This window comes from Neobacillus drentensis (assembly GCF_036966985.1).
Classification (GTDB): domain Bacteria; phylum Bacillota; class Bacilli; order Bacillales; family Cytobacillaceae; genus Neobacillus; species Neobacillus drentensis_E.
On record NZ_JBALSN010000039.1, the window covers coordinates 1 to 16,454 of the forward strand.

At 39.3% G+C, this 16,454-nt stretch carries 14 protein-coding genes and 1 pseudogene; 9 read left to right on the plus strand and 6 right to left on the minus strand.

Annotation, left to right across the window (positions count from 1 at the left end):
- Positions 1–245: 245 nt before the first annotated feature.
- Positions 246–1,439 carry an alanyl-tRNA editing protein gene (locus V7659_RS02735; RefSeq protein ID WP_335537954.1) on the plus strand — a complete coding sequence of 398 codons (1,194 nt, stop codon included), beginning with the start codon at positions 246–248 and terminating at the stop codon, positions 1,437–1,439.
- A gap of 49 nt (positions 1,440–1,488) precedes the next feature.
- Here V7659_RS02735 and V7659_RS02740 read toward each other — a convergent pair whose 3' ends face one another.
- The 4 genes from V7659_RS02740 to V7659_RS02755 form a co-directional block, all read right to left on the minus strand.
- Positions 1,489–3,771 (minus strand): glycoside hydrolase family 65 protein, encoded by a 2,283-nt coding sequence (locus V7659_RS02740; protein ID WP_335537955.1) that lies wholly within the window; start codon positions 3,769–3,771, stop codon positions 1,489–1,491.
- Between the two features lie 23 nt (positions 3,772–3,794).
- A complete protein-coding gene (locus V7659_RS02745; protein WP_335537956.1) occupies positions 3,795–4,628 on the minus strand; it encodes a carbohydrate ABC transporter permease in 834 nt (277 codons plus the stop codon).
- A gap of 13 nt (positions 4,629–4,641) precedes the next feature.
- Positions 4,642–5,847, minus strand: a complete 1,206-nt coding sequence (locus V7659_RS02750; protein WP_420491432.1) for a carbohydrate ABC transporter permease — start codon at positions 5,845–5,847, stop codon at positions 4,642–4,644.
- A gap of 126 nt (positions 5,848–5,973) precedes the next feature.
- Positions 5,974–7,239 carry an extracellular solute-binding protein gene (locus tag V7659_RS02755; RefSeq protein ID WP_335537958.1) on the minus strand — a complete coding sequence of 422 codons (1,266 nt, stop codon included), beginning with the start codon at positions 7,237–7,239 and terminating at the stop codon, positions 5,974–5,976.
- Between the two features lie 105 nt (positions 7,240–7,344).
- Here V7659_RS02755 and V7659_RS02760 point away from each other — a divergent pair, with 105 nt between their 5' ends.
- Positions 7,345–8,091, plus strand: coding sequence for a helix-turn-helix transcriptional regulator (locus V7659_RS02760; protein WP_335537959.1), 747 nt, complete (start codon positions 7,345–7,347; stop codon positions 8,089–8,091).
- A gap of 5 nt (positions 8,092–8,096) precedes the next feature.
- Positions 8,097–8,360 (plus strand): DUF1871 family protein, encoded by a 264-nt coding sequence (locus tag V7659_RS02765; protein ID WP_335537961.1) that lies wholly within the window; start codon positions 8,097–8,099, stop codon positions 8,358–8,360.
- Between the two features lie 148 nt (positions 8,361–8,508).
- Here the strand turns inward: V7659_RS02765 and V7659_RS02770 are convergent.
- Positions 8,509–8,703: pseudogene (locus tag V7659_RS02770) on the minus strand (helix-turn-helix domain-containing protein); the annotation flags it as partial.
- 234 nt (positions 8,704–8,937) lie between these two features.
- On the opposite strand from V7659_RS02770, the gene yugI reads away from it, so the two are divergent.
- From yugI to V7659_RS02800, 6 genes are all read left to right on the plus strand, one after another.
- Positions 8,938–9,342, plus strand: coding sequence for a S1 domain-containing post-transcriptional regulator GSP13 (gene yugI / locus V7659_RS02775; RefSeq protein ID WP_335537964.1), 405 nt, complete (start codon positions 8,938–8,940; stop codon positions 9,340–9,342).
- A gap of 171 nt (positions 9,343–9,513) precedes the next feature.
- Complete coding sequence (locus tag V7659_RS02780; RefSeq protein WP_335537966.1) at positions 9,514–10,713, plus strand: ornithine--oxo-acid transaminase; 1,200 nt, start codon at positions 9,514–9,516, stop codon at positions 10,711–10,713.
- A 27-nt stretch (positions 10,714–10,740) separates the two neighbouring features.
- Positions 10,741–12,024 carry a Glu/Leu/Phe/Val family dehydrogenase gene (locus tag V7659_RS02785; RefSeq protein WP_335537967.1) on the plus strand — a complete coding sequence of 428 codons (1,284 nt, stop codon included), beginning with the start codon at positions 10,741–10,743 and terminating at the stop codon, positions 12,022–12,024.
- A 95-nt stretch (positions 12,025–12,119) separates the two neighbouring features.
- Complete coding sequence (locus tag V7659_RS02790; RefSeq protein ID WP_335537979.1) at positions 12,120–13,283, plus strand: iron-containing alcohol dehydrogenase; 1,164 nt, start codon at positions 12,120–12,122, stop codon at positions 13,281–13,283.
- A gap of 119 nt (positions 13,284–13,402) precedes the next feature.
- Positions 13,403–14,749, plus strand: a complete 1,347-nt coding sequence (locus tag V7659_RS02795; protein WP_335537969.1) for a glucose-6-phosphate isomerase — start codon at positions 13,403–13,405, stop codon at positions 14,747–14,749.
- Between the two features lie 105 nt (positions 14,750–14,854).
- Positions 14,855–15,262, plus strand: coding sequence for a YugN-like family protein (locus tag V7659_RS02800; protein WP_283875675.1), 408 nt, complete (start codon positions 14,855–14,857; stop codon positions 15,260–15,262).
- A 1-nt stretch (position 15,263) separates the two neighbouring features.
- On the opposite strand, the gene V7659_RS02805 is transcribed toward V7659_RS02800, so the two are convergent.
- Positions 15,264–16,250 carry a potassium channel family protein gene (locus V7659_RS02805; protein ID WP_335537971.1) on the minus strand — a complete coding sequence of 329 codons (987 nt, stop codon included), beginning with the start codon at positions 16,248–16,250 and terminating at the stop codon, positions 15,264–15,266.
- Between the last annotated feature and the right edge of the window lie 204 nt (positions 16,251–16,454).

Sequence of the window (16,454 nt, forward strand, 5' to 3'; positions counted from 1 at the left end):
CAGCATGATGGGCGGCCACCAATCAGGATTTCCCCAAGGCATGGGCGGTTTCCAACAAAGTGGACAAAAACCACCAACGATGCCTACTTCTTTTGGACAGCGTAAAGAAAAGAAGTAATTAAGTTATATTTGAGTTAGAATAAACTGTTCCTCAAATAAAGGAGGAGCAGTTTTTTGTTTGCTTGCTTTATTTTCCTTTTTTTCAGACAATGAGTTTATAAATAACTATTGGAGTGACCACAAACATGGAGAACAAGCTTTATTATCAAGATCCATACATACAAACTTTTAAAGCAAAGGTGGTAAAACAAGAACAAGACCCAACTGGCAGCTGGTATGTTGTATTAAATCAAACAGCTTTTTATCCAACCGGCGGCGGGCAACCGCACGACCTTGGAATAATTGCTGATAAAACGGTAATGAATGTGGAAGAAATCGATGGAGAAATTCGTCATTACCTTGAGGGGCCAATAGATGATTCAGGAAAAGAAGTCAGAGGGACTATCGATTGGGAAAGACGATTGGATAACATGCAGCAACACGCGGGTCAGCATCTCTTATCTGCGGCATTTGACAACTTATTTGGATACAAAACAATCGGGTTTCATTTAGGGGCAGAAATGCTCACCATTGATTTAGAAACGGAACATCTTAGCCGGCAACAAATAGAAGAAGCAGAGGCACTTGCAAATCAGGTCATCCTAGAAAACAGACCGATTGAGACGAAATGGGTCACAGAAGAAGAATTGTCTCAATATAATCTGCGAAAAGAGACAAAAGTGAAAGAGGATATTCGCCTGGTTATTATTCCTAATTTTGATGATAACGGGTGCGGCGGGACACATCCAAGAGCTACTGGTGAGGTTCGAGCAGTAAAAGTATTAGATTGGGAACGTCAAAAGAAGAAGATACGGGTTCAATTTGTTTGTGGGAATCGAGTAGTTACACAGCTTGGAAAAAAACAAACAGTACTCCTTGAATTAACCAAAATCCTCAATGCACCTGAAAAGGAAATGGAACAGGCTGTCCTTCGTCTCCTTGAAATGAACAAAACATTAGAAAAGACCCTTGAACAAACTCAGGGAAAGATCCTCCAGTATGAGGCGAAGGACATCCTAGGAAATAGAAATCAAAATGAGAGGCTGCTCGTAAGTAAAGTATTTCAAAATCGGTCCATTCAAGAACTGCAGAATCTGGCACGAATCATCACTACTGAAGATGAGACAGCAATTGTTTACTTTGTGTCAGAAAATGATAAGCGATTGCAGGTAGTTTGTGCGCGCGGACAAGCTGGAACGGAAAGTATGAAGAAAGTAATCGCTCATGCTCTCCCGCTAATTAATGGAAAAGGGGGAGGAAATGATGCTTTCGCACAGGGGGGCGGTGAAGCACTAATGTCTGGGGAGCAAATGCTCCAACATATATTGGAAACAGTATAAGACGTAATACACAACAGGCCTCCAATCGAAGGAGGCCTGTTGTGTTCAATTAATGATGATCGATCGGTGTTCCTGTTTCAAGATGGTAGGGTTGCTCCGATACTTTGATTGATAAGGCTTCTCCACTCAGCAGGGTTATCCTGGTTTGCCCAGTGGATACTTCAATTTGTATCTTTCGGCCTTTAAATTGAATTGAGAATCGAAATCCAAGCCATTTCTCGGGTATGGCGGGCTGCAGCGATATTCCATCTTCCTTAATTCGAAGTCCTGCAAAGCCGTAAACAATCGCTAGCCATGTGCCGCCCATATTTGCCATATGCAGGCCATCTTTTGTATTTCCGTGGGTATTGTCTAAATCCAATCTCGCCGTTTCAATTAAATAATCATACGCTTTTTGTGTAAGACCGAGTTTCGATGCCATAATACTATAAATACAAGATGATAAAGAGGAATCATGAGTGGTTATTTTTTCATAATAATCGAAAGAATTTCTAATTGTTTCGATTTTTTGCTCATCCTCAACTAAAAAGTGAGCCAAGACCGTATCCGCTTGTTTGCAGACCTGATATCGGTATAATGTGAGCGGATGATAATGCAATAAAAGAGGGAAATGGTCCTTAGGTGTATTGGTTAAATTCCAAACAGCTTTATGTAAAAAAGTATCATCCTGTGGATTGATTCCTAGATGTTCGTCATAGGGCAAATACATTTGTGCCGCTGCCTGCTGCCATGTTTGAACCTCTCCAATATTTAAGCCGGTTTTTAAGCACAGTTGAGCCAGCTGCGAAGGATTGGCCGATTCCATCAAATGGTAACACTTTACTGCCCAATGCAGGTTGTATTTAGCCATTACGTTTGTATAGTAATTATTGTTGACAATACAAGTGTATTCATCTGGACCAGTAACGGCATCAATTTTAAAACAATCTCCATCAAAATGACCAGTATCAGCCCATAATCGAGCCGTTTCAAAAAGTACCTCGGCACCGTATTCTTCCATAAAAGAAAAATCGCCGCTGACTAAATAATATTGGATAAAGCTGTAGGCGATATCTGCACTAATATGATACTGTGCCGAACCGGATGGAAAGTAGGAAGAACATTCCGTACCTGAGATGGTTCGCCATGGAAACAAGGCGCCGCTTTCATGCCCCATGTTTTTTGCATGATTTTTGGCTTGCTCAAGAATCGAGTATCGATACAAAAGAAGGCCCTTCGCAAGTTTTGGGTGGGTTAATAAGAAGACGGGAAGGATATATATTTCTGTATCCCAGAAATAGTGTCCTTCGTACCCTTCTCCTGATAACCCTTTGGCAGCAATATTGGAGAGTGGATCTCTGCCTGTAGATTGGAGCAGATGAAATAAATTAAACCTTATTCCCTCCTGCAGGTCTGAATCACCAATAATCTCAACATCTGCATCGTTCCAGAAGTTGTTTAGATAAGCTTCTTGCTTGGTTGAAAAGTAAGAGTAGTTTTTATCAGCCAGTCTATCGTGTATAAGAAAAGCCGCAGTACTTAAATCCTCCCCATGACGTAATGAATCTACAAACATACTTTTCTTTTCAAAGGTAACTTTTTCACTTAATTGAAAAACAAATTCTGAAACAATTGAATGGGTGTTAATATCATTGAAACGATTAAAAGGTTTGCTAAGTTGATAGGAAACGGCACATGCTGTTTTAAATTTCGTATAAGAGGTTTCACATTCAACATAAGAAATTTCTTCTGTTTGCTGTACATCTGTTACCTTTAATAGTTTCGCATGGCCAGAAGATACACGAGGATCACCCGTATCAATATAATTGGAAACATCACCATTCAAAGTGGAAACAATTCTTATCTTTCCTTGAAAATTATCAGATTCAATTTCCAAATGTTGTAAAAAGACCTCTTTTTCGCAGAATGATACTAACCGTTTAAAGGTTAAGTTTATCCTTTTTCCCAAAGGTGAGATCCATTTATAGGTCCTTTCCGCGTAGCCTTTATCAAAATACAGATAGCGCCCATTCCAGGGGAATTTTCCTTCTTCGAGACTAAAGCGTTCTTCTTCCACTCCTTCCCCGAAATAAATCGATATTGATTGGGAATCAATGACATTTAATAGCTTTTGCTGTGTATCTGGAAATGCATAGAGTTTTTCTCCATATGGAATAGGGACGCTATCGTGAAAGGCATTTAGGTAGGTTCCGCGGATCGTTTTTTGACCCTCGGGCAAGCCTTCTTCAAGATTGCCACGGACACCAAGATAACCGTTTCCAGTGAAAAATAAACTTTCATCAATAAGAGCTTGGGCATGATCCATGATATATGAACTTATTTTCCAAGACATTTTGTTGTACACCTCAATATTTTTTATTCTTTTACCCCGCCGCTAGTTAAACCAGAGACAATTTGCCTTTGGAAGAAGAGAACGATAATAAGTGTGGGGATGGTTACAATGGCTGTTGCGGCTGCTACTTGTCCCCAGAGAATTTCAAATTGTGTTCGAAGGAACGAAATGGCGACTGGAACTGTATGATATTCAGCGTTTGGGTTTAAGGTAATTGTTAATAGAAACTCATTCCATGCGGAAATAAATGTAATGATCGCAGTTGTAAACACGCCAGGTGCAGCCAATGGGAAAATAATTTTATACAAGGTTTGAAAGGTAGTGGCACCATCCATTTTTGCTGACTCTTCTAGGGCGGAAGGGATTTGGTTAAAATGGGTAACTAAAATCCAAACGGCCATTGGCAGGGTGATTGTGGAATAAGGTAAAACCACAGCAAAAGAATTTAATAGTTTAAAATGTAAAAATAAGTTATAAACAGGACCTGTAATAATCATCTGTGGAAACATGGAAACAGCTAGTATTAATCCCAAAAGAATATTCTTCCCTCTAAAATGAAAGCGTGAGATGGCATAGGCTGAAAAGGTAGCGACAATAATGATATAAATCGTGGTCGTGGTTGCCACAATAAAGCTATTTTTTATCGAGTTCAATATTCCTTTTTCAAACAAGATAGTTAGATAATTTTGGAGGGTAGGTTCTTTGGGGATCACTCGAAACGCCCCAGTTCCAAAAATTTCACCCGATGTTTTAAAGGAGGTGATAAATACCCAGAAAAACGGGAACACCATCGCGAATAAATAAAATACAACGACTCCCCCGAAGGTTATCCATAGTTTTCTTTTAGATGTCTGCATATTCTATCCCTCCTTAATTTTTCTCCATTAGGTTCGCACCTAGGAATTTCACAAATAAAATTGCAATAAAAGCAACGCACAAAAACATAATCATGACAATAATGGAACCATAGCCAAAATTGGTTTGACCAAACATGACTTTATATGCGTATATCGACATGGTTTCCGTTTCCCCGCCAGGTCCGCCGCCTGTTAACACGAAGACGAGATCGAAAACACGGAAGGCATCTAATGTTCGGAACAGCAAAGCGACTAAAATCGATGGCTTTAAAAGTGGGAGTGTGACCTTGAAAAAAGATTGGACCTTACTCGCACCATCGATGGAGGCCGCTTCATATAAGGAATGTGAAATGTTCTGTAAGCCGGCAAGCAATAATAATGCCATATAAGGAGTTGTTTTCCACACATCTGCTAAAATGGTGGAGGCCATCGCACCCGGACCACTCAGTAATAAGTCTTGTGATTTGTCCACGAGTCCGATTGCTTCAAAAAAGTGAGCAACTATACCACTGCTTCCATTAAATAGATAACTCCACATAAGCGCAGCGACTGCCGTTGGGATGGCCCAAGGGATTAAAGAGGCCGTCCGAATCATGCCCTGACCAAATATGGTTTTATTTAATACAAGTGCCAATCCTAATCCAAGGACAAGCTCACAAAAGACCGATATTACGGTAAAAAACGATGTATTCCATAGAGCTGTGCCAATCCGTTTGTCAGTAAAGACCTGCTTATATCCTTTTATACCGATAAAATTGGAAGGTATGATACTATTTTTTAAATCGTCCACTAATGCAGGAAAATCATCCTTATGAATCAATTTATATCTCTCATTAAGGGTAGTTATAAGTTCTTTAGCATCTTTCTGTAGATTTTCAATTTTTACTCTCTGTTGTTTGCTAATCTTAATGACACCTTTTTGGTTGCTAAAATCTGAATCTGCGTTGACTAGTTTATTTTTCAATTCGGAAACTAGTTTTCGATCTTCTTCATTTTTAATGTTAGGCAAATCTTCGTCTAAAAACATGGCTACATACATTTGCGTTTCATTGAACAGGGAAACATTGAAACGCTCGCTAAGATATAATCCCGCTTTTTGCTGATCATTTAACCGGTAATCAAAGAAAGTATAAGTAAACGATTGTAAAACAGGCCATAAAGAGAAAATACCAATGATTAAGACTGTGGGCAGGATAAAAAGCCATTCTTTAACCCCCATTTTCCGCAACTATTCTCACCCTCTCTGTTGTAAACTAGCTAATTAGATGTGAAAGGAAAAGGCTCTAACGATTAAATTAGAGCCTTATTTTGACCATTCTATTGAATGTTAGGAACGCACTCTTCCTTACTCTCCCTTAGCTGCCGCTTCTATAGCTTTGACTGCTTCATCAAGCCCAGCCCCAGAGCTTAGATATTTATGGGCTTGCACTTGAATCGTATCAGAGGTTTTGGAATATTCAGGTGAAACAGGTCTTGCAATCGTTGTTGTCAAAGCTTTTTGGAAGCCTGGATAGCTAAGCATGACATTTTTCGCTTTTACCTCATCATTGTTTAGCAGTGTATTAAATCCAGGCAAATATCCACCTTCGGTTGACATGATTTTTTGGCCTTCTTCACCAGCTGCATAGTTAATAAATTCCCAGGCTCCATCTAGTTGCTTTGAATTTTTATTAATGCCTAACAACCATCCACCGACAGAACCTCCGTTAGGAAGCGGGGCAATACCAACCTGATCAACGGTTACTGTAACGCCATCTTCTTTACCATTAATTCGGCCGAAGGCATATGGCCAGTTACGAGAGAAAACGGCATTTCCTTGTTCAAAGTTCGTATGTGTTTCCCCTTCCATGAAGTTTAATAGATCCTTAGGCTCAAATGGTGCCTGTGTAAATTTATACATCGTTTCAAGTCCAGCTTTTACATCTTGATAGGATTTTGAGAATTCAGTTACGTTAACAGTCAACCCTTCATATTGTTTCGATTGGTAAACAAAACCGTATTTTGTTTTGTTTTTACCGGTGTATGTTTTTGCCATGTTGTATAAATCATCATAAGTATAGCTGCCGCTTTCAAGCTTTGCCGCATCTTCAGCACTTACAATATCTTTGCGGAAATAAAGCAAGCCAAGGTCTGGAAAGAAAGGAAGGGTATATTGTTTGCCTTTATAATTTCCAGAGGTCATCGAGCCTGAATTGAAATCCGTTTTATTTAATCCAGCTTTGTTCATGTTCACATCAAGTGGTTCTAAATAGCCAGCCCCAGCAAATTCACCGGCCCAAACTACGTCCATGGAAAGAACATCGTAATCGGAAGAGCCGCTAGATAGAGAGTTTAACAGTTGGTCATGCATTTGCGCAGAGTCATTTGTCATTTGGGTCCATTCCACTTTGTACTTATTTTGCTTTTGGTTGAAGGCGTCAATCAATTTCTGAGTTGCAGGGGTATTGTCGTTTTGGGCAGCAAACTTAAGGACTATTTGTTTTTCTGTACTGTTGTCCTTGTCTGCTGGTTTCGGTTTCTCGGTGCTTGCGTCACTGCTGCAACCAGTTAAAGCGATACTTGCCGCAAATGAAAACGCTAACAATTTGGTAAACCACTTTTTTTTCTGCATTTTTTTAAAGCCCCCTTTAAGGTTGATACTTGAATTTTAAAGTCTAGGAATTTACAATGATATTAAAAAAATGATATTTTTAACATTTTTTTAAGGTGAATGTGGATGAAAATGAAAAATAATAATTTCATGCGGTTTTATGAATCACGTGCTGAAAATATTCGAAATTTTTACTACCACCCTTCTTATGCTTTAGAACAAAAATTAATGGATTGTATTATTCGATGTCAGGAAACAGAAGCAAAAGATATCCTTGATCAAATCAATCTTTTGGAAAGAGCGACTTTGGCGGGAGAACCGCTAAGGTCGATAAAAAATTCACTAATTTGCTCATGTACATTATTTACGAGAGCGATTATTAACGGAGGAGCCTTACCGGAGGACGCTTTTAGCTTAAGTGATGTAATGATTCGGCAGGTTGAAAAAACCGATAACATCGAGGACTTGAAACAGCTTGAATATGAAATGGTTTCTTGTTTTATCGATACGTTAAAATCAACGGACCGCTTAGAATACAATCAAGTAGTAAACCGGGCTATTACTTTCATTCACCAAGAAATATTCCATGACATTACTTTAGAAAAAATTGCAGAATACGCAGGGGTCCATCCAGGATATCTTTCAAAGATCTTTAAGGTATCAGTAGGAATGATTATCCCAGAATATATTAATAGGAAGAAGATTGAGGATTCAAAGTATTTTCTACTCCATTCGAACTCAAGACTGAGTGAAATAGCCCATATGTTCGGTTATTGCAATCAAAGCTATTACACCTCACTCTTTAAGAAGTATACTGGAATCACACCAGGGCAATATAAAAGTGCTCAGGTTAAGCCGAAATTTGGGAGTTAAAAACAATGAGAAAAGAACTGCAAACTAATTTGCAATATGTGGACCTATTAAATGAGTGGGACCCCTTCAATTTAACTAATGGAGGATATGACACAGAAATCGCTGATACCATTCAGGCAATCCATGAACTAGATGATTGTGATGAGTTGGCCAAAAGAATACAAAGCATTTATGATTTTTCATTTGAAAAAATGATTCCGTTAGAGGATTGCTTGAAAATAGCCAAAGAATTATTGGTGATTAAAGCAAATGATACTTGTTCTATTTAACGATTTAGAGCAAAAAAAAAGGACATACCATGATGGATGTCCACTTCAAAAAGGGGGGAATACTAGAAAGCCTTATAATATAAGGTTATCCAGTATTCCCCTTTTTTATACAGTAGCTAAGAAAAAAACTTTGCTGTTATTAATATTACTGTTCTTTCAATTCTGTAGCAGGAAGATCTAATACAGTTGATAACTTTAATAATGTTTGTGTGCTTGGAATTTGTTCCCCAGATTCGTATTTCTCAATTGTGTTAATTCCAACTCTTACTTTTTGTGCCAGCTCCTCCTGAGACATATGGAGCATTTCGCGGGCATTTTTAATGGTTTGGCCGATGGTATTCAAACTGATTCACCTTCCCTTTAAAAATAGATTTCCTCACTATTAGTTTATCACGTTTGGTAAATATTTCTTTCCTCATCCTTGAACATTATGTTAAGAATTTTCGACAATTCCAATTGAGTAAACTTTTATTGTAGGTAATTTTTCATTCTTTTTTTGATTAAAGGTATTCTTTGTGATATAATATTATAATGCGTATATATGGGATAAAATAATTAATTACTTAGGAGTGTTTTCATGTCAGAAAAGATCGAAACTGGAAGTATTTTAACAGGTAAAGTCACAGGAATTCAACCATACGGAGCGTTTGTTGCGCTCGACGATAATACACAAGGCCTAGTCCATATTTCTGAAGTTACACATGGCTATGTTAAAGATATTAACGAGCACCTTAAAGTAGGGGACGAAATTAAGGTGAAAGTATTATCAGTAGATGAAGGTGCAGGCAAAATTGGTCTTTCTATCCGTGCTACAGAAGAAGCTCCTGTTCAGCAGGCTGCTCCTAAAGCAAAGAAGCCTCGTAAACGTCCAGTTGCTCCGATTATTCCAGAAGTGGAAGGTCAACAAGGATTTAATACATTAAAGGATAAATTGCAAGAGTGGATTGACCAGTCACAACGTGAAGATTTAATAAAAAAATAAATTTAAGAAAAGCCTAGACCCAATGCTATGATTAGCATGGTGCTAGGCTTTTTTTTACATAAATAGAGCTTTTTCAGTAATAAAGTTTTAATGGGGTGTTCATTCTTTTTTCATGCTCGGCTACAATAGTACTATATGTACATAATATTACAAAGAAACGGGGGTTTATTTATGACAGCAAATGTAAATACGAATGAATTAATTGCTAAAACAGAGAAATATGGAGCTAATAACTATCATCCTCTCCCAATTGTCATTACAAGGGCAGAAGGTGTTTGGGTAGAGGACCCAGAAGGCAATAAATATATGGATATGCTTAGCGCCTATTCAGCTGTGAACCAAGGGCATCGTCACCCAAAAATTATTCAAGCGTTAAAGGAACAAGCTGATAAGGTTACATTAACTTCCCGGGCATTTCACAATGACCAACTTGGTCCGTGGTATGAAAAAGTATGTCGATTAACCAAAAAAGAAATGGTATTGCCCATGAATACCGGGGCGGAGGCAGTGGAAACGGCTGTGAAAACGGCACGCCGCTGGAGTTATGATGTAAAAGGAGTGGCTGAGAACCAAGCGGAAATTATTGCTTGTATAGGGAATTTTCACGGCAGAACAATGACGGCTGTTTCCCTTTCTTCGGATGACGAGTATAAACGCGGGTTTGGACCCATGCTCCCAGGGATCAAGCTAATCCCTTATGGTGACATAGAGGCATTAAAAGCTTCGATTACGCCTAATACAGCTGCATTCTTAATTGAACCGATTCAGGGAGAGGCTGGGATTGTTATTCCGCCTGAAGGCTTTATGAAGGCGGCTTATAATCTATGTAAAGAAAACAATATATTGTTTATCGCTGATGAAATTCAAGCTGGTTTGGCCCGGACCGGTAAAATGTTTGCCTGTGAGTGGGAAGGGATCGAACCGGATATGTATATTCTTGGTAAAGCACTAGGCGGCGGTGTGTTCCCTATTTCATGTGTTGTCGCTGACAAAGATATTTTAGGTGTATTTAACCCGGGGTCACATGGCTCTACCTTTGGGGGAAATCCAATGGCATGTGCAGTTTCCATAGCTGCTCTTGATGTGTTAGTGGATGAAAAACTTGCAGAAAAATCGTTAGAACTTGGCGAGTATTTTATTAGTAAATTAAAAGAAATAAAAAATCCAATCATAAAAGATATTCGCGGCCGTGGGTTATTTATTGGTGTAGAACTATCTCAGCCTGCACGCAAATATTGTGAGCAATTAAAAGAGCAAGGGCTATTGTGTAAGGAAACCCATGACACGGTGATTCGCTTTGCACCGCCGCTGATTATTAGTAAAGATGAACTGAATTGGGCTTTGGAGAGGATTAACAACGTACTTGGATGAAAGGTAAAAAATACTAGGGGTGCAAAAATGGGGATTTATGATGTAACAAATAGTGGCGGTGATAAGGATAAAGAGAAATTAGACCTGCTCACATCAACACAAATTGTTATTCATGATGCATTAAAAAAGATGGGCTATAACGAAGAAATGTTCGAATTATTGAAAGAACCATTAAGAATGTCAGATGTTAGAATTCCTGTTCGGATGGACGATGGTTCGACCAAAATATTTAACGGGTATAGAGCCCAGCATAATGATGCAATTGGACCGACCATGGGCGGGGTTCGCTTTCACCCTAAGGTCACTGCAACTGAAGTGAAGGCATTATCGATGTGGATGAGTTTGAAGTGTGGAATCGCTGACTTACCATTTGGCGGGGGAAAAGGAGCGATTCTTTGTAACCCGCGGACGATGTCATTTGGTGAACTTGAACGATTAAGCCGTGGGTACGTTCGTGCAATCAGCCAAATTGTTGGTCCGACAAAGGATATCCCAGCACCCGATATGTACACTAATTCCCAGATTATGGCATGGATGATGGATGAATACAGCCGTCTCCGCCAGTTTGATTCTTCTGGTTTTATTACCGGCAAACCCCTTGTACTTGGAGGCTCTGAGGGCCGGGAAAAGGCAGGAGCAAAGGGTGTAACCATTTGTATTGAGGAGGCAGCCAAGAAACGGGGTATTAGTATTAAGGGATCCCGTGTCATTGTTCAAGGGTTTGGAAATGCAGGCAGTTATGTGGCAAAGTTTATGCATGAAGCAGGAGCAATTGTAGTTGGGATTTCTGATGTTTATGGAGCCCTTTATCATCCTGATGGATTGAATATTAATTATCTGTTGGATCGACGGGACAGCTTTGGCACAATTACCACTCTATTCGAAGGGACAATCACAAACAAAGAATTGCTTGAGCAGGAATGTGATGTATTAGTACCGGCTGCGATTTCTAATCAGATTACCGCTGAAAATGCCTACAACATCAAGGCTAAAATTGTCGTAGAAGCTGCAAACGGGCCGACCTCGCTTGAAGCAACCAATATTCTTACCGAACGTGGGATATTGCTTGTACCAGATGTTCTGGCTGGAGCAGGTGGTGTTACCGTCTCCTATTTTGAATGGGTTCAAAATAAGCAAGGGTTTTATTGGAGTGAAGAGGAAGTAGAAGTGAAATTGCGCCATAAACTGGTCAAATCGTTCGAGGATATTTATCAACTTGCTCAATCTAGCAACGTAGATATGCGATTGGCTGCATATATGATCGGCGTTAGAAAAATGGCAGAAGCCTGCTTGTATAGAGGATGGGCATAAAAAACTTCCTTGCATCATGAATGGTGCGAGGAAGTTTTTTTGCAAAAAGAACCATAATAACTAATAATGAGTAAGGTAAAGGATGGTGTATGATGATGGAAAATTTTACTTTTTTAAATCCGACCAAATTAATTTTTGGAAAAGGTGAGTTGGAGCAACTAAAAACAGAAGTACCTCGGTACGGTAAAAAGGTTTTGCTTGTCTATGGCGGCGGCAGTATTAAGCGAAGCGGCTTGTATGAAAATGTGATAAATTTATTAGCAGAAATTGGAGCGGAGGTTTTCGAACTCCCAGGAGTGGAACCGAACCCGCGGATTACTACCGCACGAAAAGGAGTAGAAATCTGTAAACGAGAGGGAATCGAATTCTTGCTAGCGGTCGGGGGCGGAAGTGTCATTGATTGTACCAAACTTATTGCTGCCGGTGCGAAATATGAAGGTGATTCTTGGGATCTAGTCATTAAAAAGGCAATTGCACAAGATGCACTTCCATTCGGGACGGTGTTAACGCTCGCAGCAACGGGTTCAGAAATGAATTCAGGCTCGGTCATTACTAATTGGGAAACAAATGAAAAGTATGGCTGGGGAAGTCCGGTTACCTTTCCAAAATTCTCGATCTTAGACCCCGTTAACACATTTACGGTACCAAGGAATCAAACCATTTATGGCATAGTGGATATGATGTCACATGTGCTTGAACATTATTTTCATTTAGAAGAAAATACAGATTTTCAAGACCGCATGTGTGAATCTTTACTGATCACTGTAATGGAAACGGCACCTAAGTTGCTTGCGGATCTAGAAAATTACCAGCACAGGGCAACCATTCTTTACTGTGGGACGATGGCTCTCAATGGAATCTTAAATATGGGATATCGCGGTGATTGGGCTACACATAATTTAGAACACGCTGTATCGGCCGTATATGACATTCCGCATGGCGGCGGACTGGCTATCCTTTTCCCACATTGGATGAGGCATAATCTAGCGGTGAAGCCTGAACGCTTTAAGCAGCTTGCCGTTCGGGTGTTTGGGGTAAATGAAGCGGATAAGAGTGCAGACCAAATAGGTCTCGAAGGGATTCAAAAATTACGTGAGTTCTGGAATAGTATTGAAGCACCGTCCAGTTTAGCTGATTATAAGATTGATGATTCGAAAATTGACTTAATGGCAGACAGAGCAATGGAAAACGGCGAGTTTGGAAATTTTAAAAAGTTAAACCGTGAGGATGTTTTAGCTATTTATCGCGCATCACTATAAAATAAATATTAAAAAGAAATTTGTCGAAATTGGGTGCGCTTTCAATGATGGACCTGCCTTGATAATCATCCCATCATTCGTTAAAGTGGTTATGTAAATAAAATTATGGAGGATCATGCATGACACACGTTCGTTTTGATTACTCAAAAGCTTTAACCTTTTTTGGAGAACATGAACTTACATATTTACGTGATGCCGTGAAAGTGGCTCATCATTCACTACATGAGCAAACTGGTGCAGGTAATGACTTTTTAGGGTGGATTGACCTCCCGACCAACTACGATAAAGAAGAGTTCTCACGTATTCAAAAATCTGCTGAGAAAATTAAAGCTGATTCTGATGTTCTTCTTGTTATTGGAATTGGAGGATCGTATCTTGGAGCAAGAGCTGCGATTGAAATGTTGCAGCATAGCTTCTATAACGTCCTTCCGAAAGATAAGCGAAAAACACCACAAGTGATTTTTGTAGGAAATAATATTAGCTCCACTTATATGAGAGATTTGATGGATATCCTTGATGGAAAAGACTTTTCTATTAATGTCATTTCCAAATCGGGAACTACAACTGAACCAGCAATTGCTTTCCGCATTTTCCGTAAGCTTCTTGAAGAAAAATACGGTCAGGATGAGGCGCGCAAACGGATCTATGCCACAACGGATAAAGCAAGAGGAGCCCTCAAGACCTTAGCAACAGAAGAAGGCTATGAAACGTTCGTAATCGCTGATGACATTGGTGGACGTTATTCTGTTCTAACAGCAGTTGGTTTGCTTCCAATCGCAGTAAGCGGGGCAAACATCGAGAAAATCATGGAAGGTGCTGCAGTGGCACAAACAGACTTCGGTCATTCCGAACTCGAAGATAATGCCGCTTACCAATATGCTGCTGTTAGAAATGTGTTGTACAACAAAGGTAAAACCATTGAAATGCTGATTAATTATGAGCCAGGCTTGCAATATTTCTCAGAGTGGTGGAAACAGTTATTTGGCGAAAGTGAAGGTAAAGACCAAAAAGGTATTTATCCTTCTTCTGCGAACTTTTCAACGGATCTTCACTCACTTGGACAATATGTTCAAGAAGGGCGCCGTGATTTGTTTGAAACCATTATTAAAGTTGAAACTCCTCGTCATGAGCTGAAAATTGAAGCGGAGGAAAATGATTTAGATGGTTTGAATTACCTTGCTGGTCAAACAGTAGACTTCGTCAATAATAAGGCATTTCAAGGGACGATGCTTGCCCATACCGATGGCGGCGTGCCGAACTTAATTGTGACAATTCCAGCCATGGATGAGTATACATTAGGGTATCTTGTCTACTTCTTTGAAAAAGCCTGTGCCATGAGCGGCTACTTATTAGGAGTAAATCCTTTTGACCAACCAGGTGTTGAAGCATACAAAGTAAATATGTTCGCTCTTCTAGGTAAACCAGGATACGAAGAGAAAAAAGCAGAATTAGAAAAACGTTTATAAAATATAGAAAAGAGAACTGATGGAATACTTTCAGTTCTCTTTTTTTTATTGAAATGATTTGATTTGGAGAAACTAATGGTATCGAAAATTAGGGGGTTAATGTTGATGATTGAGTTACCATCGAAAGTGGAAGGAAAACAGTTTGACTTATACGAACTTGAACAAAAATTAAAACCAATCGGCTATTCGATTGGCGGAAACTGGGATTATGACCATGGTGCTTTTGACTATAAACTTGATGATCAGGATGGCTACCAATTCGTGCGACTGCCATTTCAAGCCGTTGATGGGCAACTAGATGATAACAATTGTACGGTAAGGCTAGGAAGACCATTCCTCTTGTCCCATAAATATGAAGCAGGGCTTGATGACGAAGGGAGCACAGGAACCTTTTCAGGTACCCTAAATCAATTTCAGGAACCTGTCGATAAGGATGCGAGCATTCCCGAGAAGTATAGGGAATCTGGAACAGCGTTGGTCCAGGAATTGGAAATGCTTCTCCTTCAGGATTAAGCTATTTAAAAATTAATAATTGGTCATTCTCTTCAATAGACATTGAGTGGGATGGATTCAGTAATGTTTCCTCCCCTCTTTGAATGCCAATCAGGAGGTAGCCTTTTTTTAATAATAAATGACATACATCGCTGAATGGTTTACCAATTTCAGGTTCCTCAACTGGATATGATGACAATCTGCTTTCCTGTAACTCATGGACCACGTTTGACAACAGTCCATCCCCATTCGAGTGCAGACTGTTAACCATGAAGACACTTGTTAATTTATTTGATTGAATCACTTCATCAGCACCGGCCCGATAAGCATTTATTACTTGCTCTCTAGTTAATATTTCAACGATACATTTTACTTGTGCACATATTCCTTTAATAGTGAGTAGGGTAAGAATGCTATTCATATCTGCTTGTAGTTCATCATTTCCCCGATCTGCAGTAATTAACACTTTTTCCGCATTCTTGATATCACTTTTGACGATGGTTTCATCTACATGACCTTTCCCTTGAATAAAGTGTACAAACCTTGACTTTACTGGGTTTGCATCAAGCGTTTCGTCAATTAATACTATCATTTGTTGATATTTTGTGGTTGTAAGCTTACTTATTAACTCTTTCGATCGTTCATTCCAGCCGATAATGATGATATGACCTTTACCTTTATAAGGAATTCTCCCTTCGGACAGGGCATCTTGTTTTGTGACCGCAGCTGCGGCCAATGTTCCAAAATAGGAAGAAACAAATGCAACACCGAATAGGATTAAGATTAAGGCGGTTAGTCTGCCTAAGAAGGAGTGTGGGACATAATCGCCATATCCTACCGTTGATGCGGTAATAATGGCCCACCAGATGCCATCAAAAATTGTGGGAAAAGTGGTTGGTTCTAAAAAGTGAATAGATATTCCAAATGAGAGAAACACAAGCAATGCCATTAATAGAATTCGGACGAGGAGCGGCAAACGTAAGAAACTGATATACACTCTGTTCGGCATAATCGTCACCCCTTTCTTGTGTCTTTAGCTCCACCACTTAGATTAGGTGCTGAAACAGTTATTTCTATTATTAACGAAAACGAATTAATCTAATAGGACCATTTGATGATTTTAATAATAGGTCAATGTTCACAAAAGTTACTTATATTTTTCTCAAAGCTACTTGTTTTTAATGCCCAAAACTTTTAAATTATGGTTACTATC

What these genes read in the sequence shown, in the direction of transcription:
- V7659_RS02805 (WP_335537971.1), bottom strand. Translation starts at nt 16,250, where the DNA reads ATGCCGAACAGAGTGTATATCAGTTTCTTACGTTTGCCGCTCCTCGTC.
- V7659_RS02765 (WP_335537961.1), top strand. Translation starts at nt 8,097, where the DNA reads ATGAGAAAAGAACTGCAAACTAATTTGCAATATGTGGACCTATTAAAT.
- V7659_RS02740 (WP_335537955.1), bottom strand. Translation starts at nt 3,771, where the DNA reads ATGTCTTGGAAAATAAGTTCATATATCATGGATCATGCCCAAGCTCTT.
- V7659_RS02795 (WP_335537969.1), top strand. Translation starts at nt 13,403, where the DNA reads ATGACACACGTTCGTTTTGATTACTCAAAAGCTTTAACCTTTTTTGGA.
- V7659_RS02780 (WP_335537966.1), top strand. Translation starts at nt 9,514, where the DNA reads ATGACAGCAAATGTAAATACGAATGAATTAATTGCTAAAACAGAGAAA.
- V7659_RS02760 (WP_335537959.1), top strand. Translation starts at nt 7,345, where the DNA reads ATGAAAATGAAAAATAATAATTTCATGCGGTTTTATGAATCACGTGCT.
- V7659_RS02800 (WP_283875675.1), top strand. Translation starts at nt 14,855, where the DNA reads ATGATTGAGTTACCATCGAAAGTGGAAGGAAAACAGTTTGACTTATAC.
- V7659_RS02790 (WP_335537979.1), top strand. Translation starts at nt 12,120, where the DNA reads ATGGAAAATTTTACTTTTTTAAATCCGACCAAATTAATTTTTGGAAAA.
- V7659_RS02785 (WP_335537967.1), top strand. Translation starts at nt 10,741, where the DNA reads ATGGGGATTTATGATGTAACAAATAGTGGCGGTGATAAGGATAAAGAG.
- yugI (WP_335537964.1), top strand. Translation starts at nt 8,938, where the DNA reads ATGTCAGAAAAGATCGAAACTGGAAGTATTTTAACAGGTAAAGTCACA.
- V7659_RS02735 (WP_335537954.1), top strand. Translation starts at nt 246, where the DNA reads ATGGAGAACAAGCTTTATTATCAAGATCCATACATACAAACTTTTAAA.
- V7659_RS02755 (WP_335537958.1), bottom strand. Translation starts at nt 7,239, where the DNA reads ATGCAGAAAAAAAAGTGGTTTACCAAATTGTTAGCGTTTTCATTTGCG.
- V7659_RS02745 (WP_335537956.1), bottom strand. Translation starts at nt 4,628, where the DNA reads ATGCAGACATCTAAAAGAAAACTATGGATAACCTTCGGGGGAGTCGTT.
- V7659_RS02750 (WP_420491432.1), bottom strand. Translation starts at nt 5,847, where the DNA reads ATGGGGGTTAAAGAATGGCTTTTTATCCTGCCCACAGTCTTAATCATT.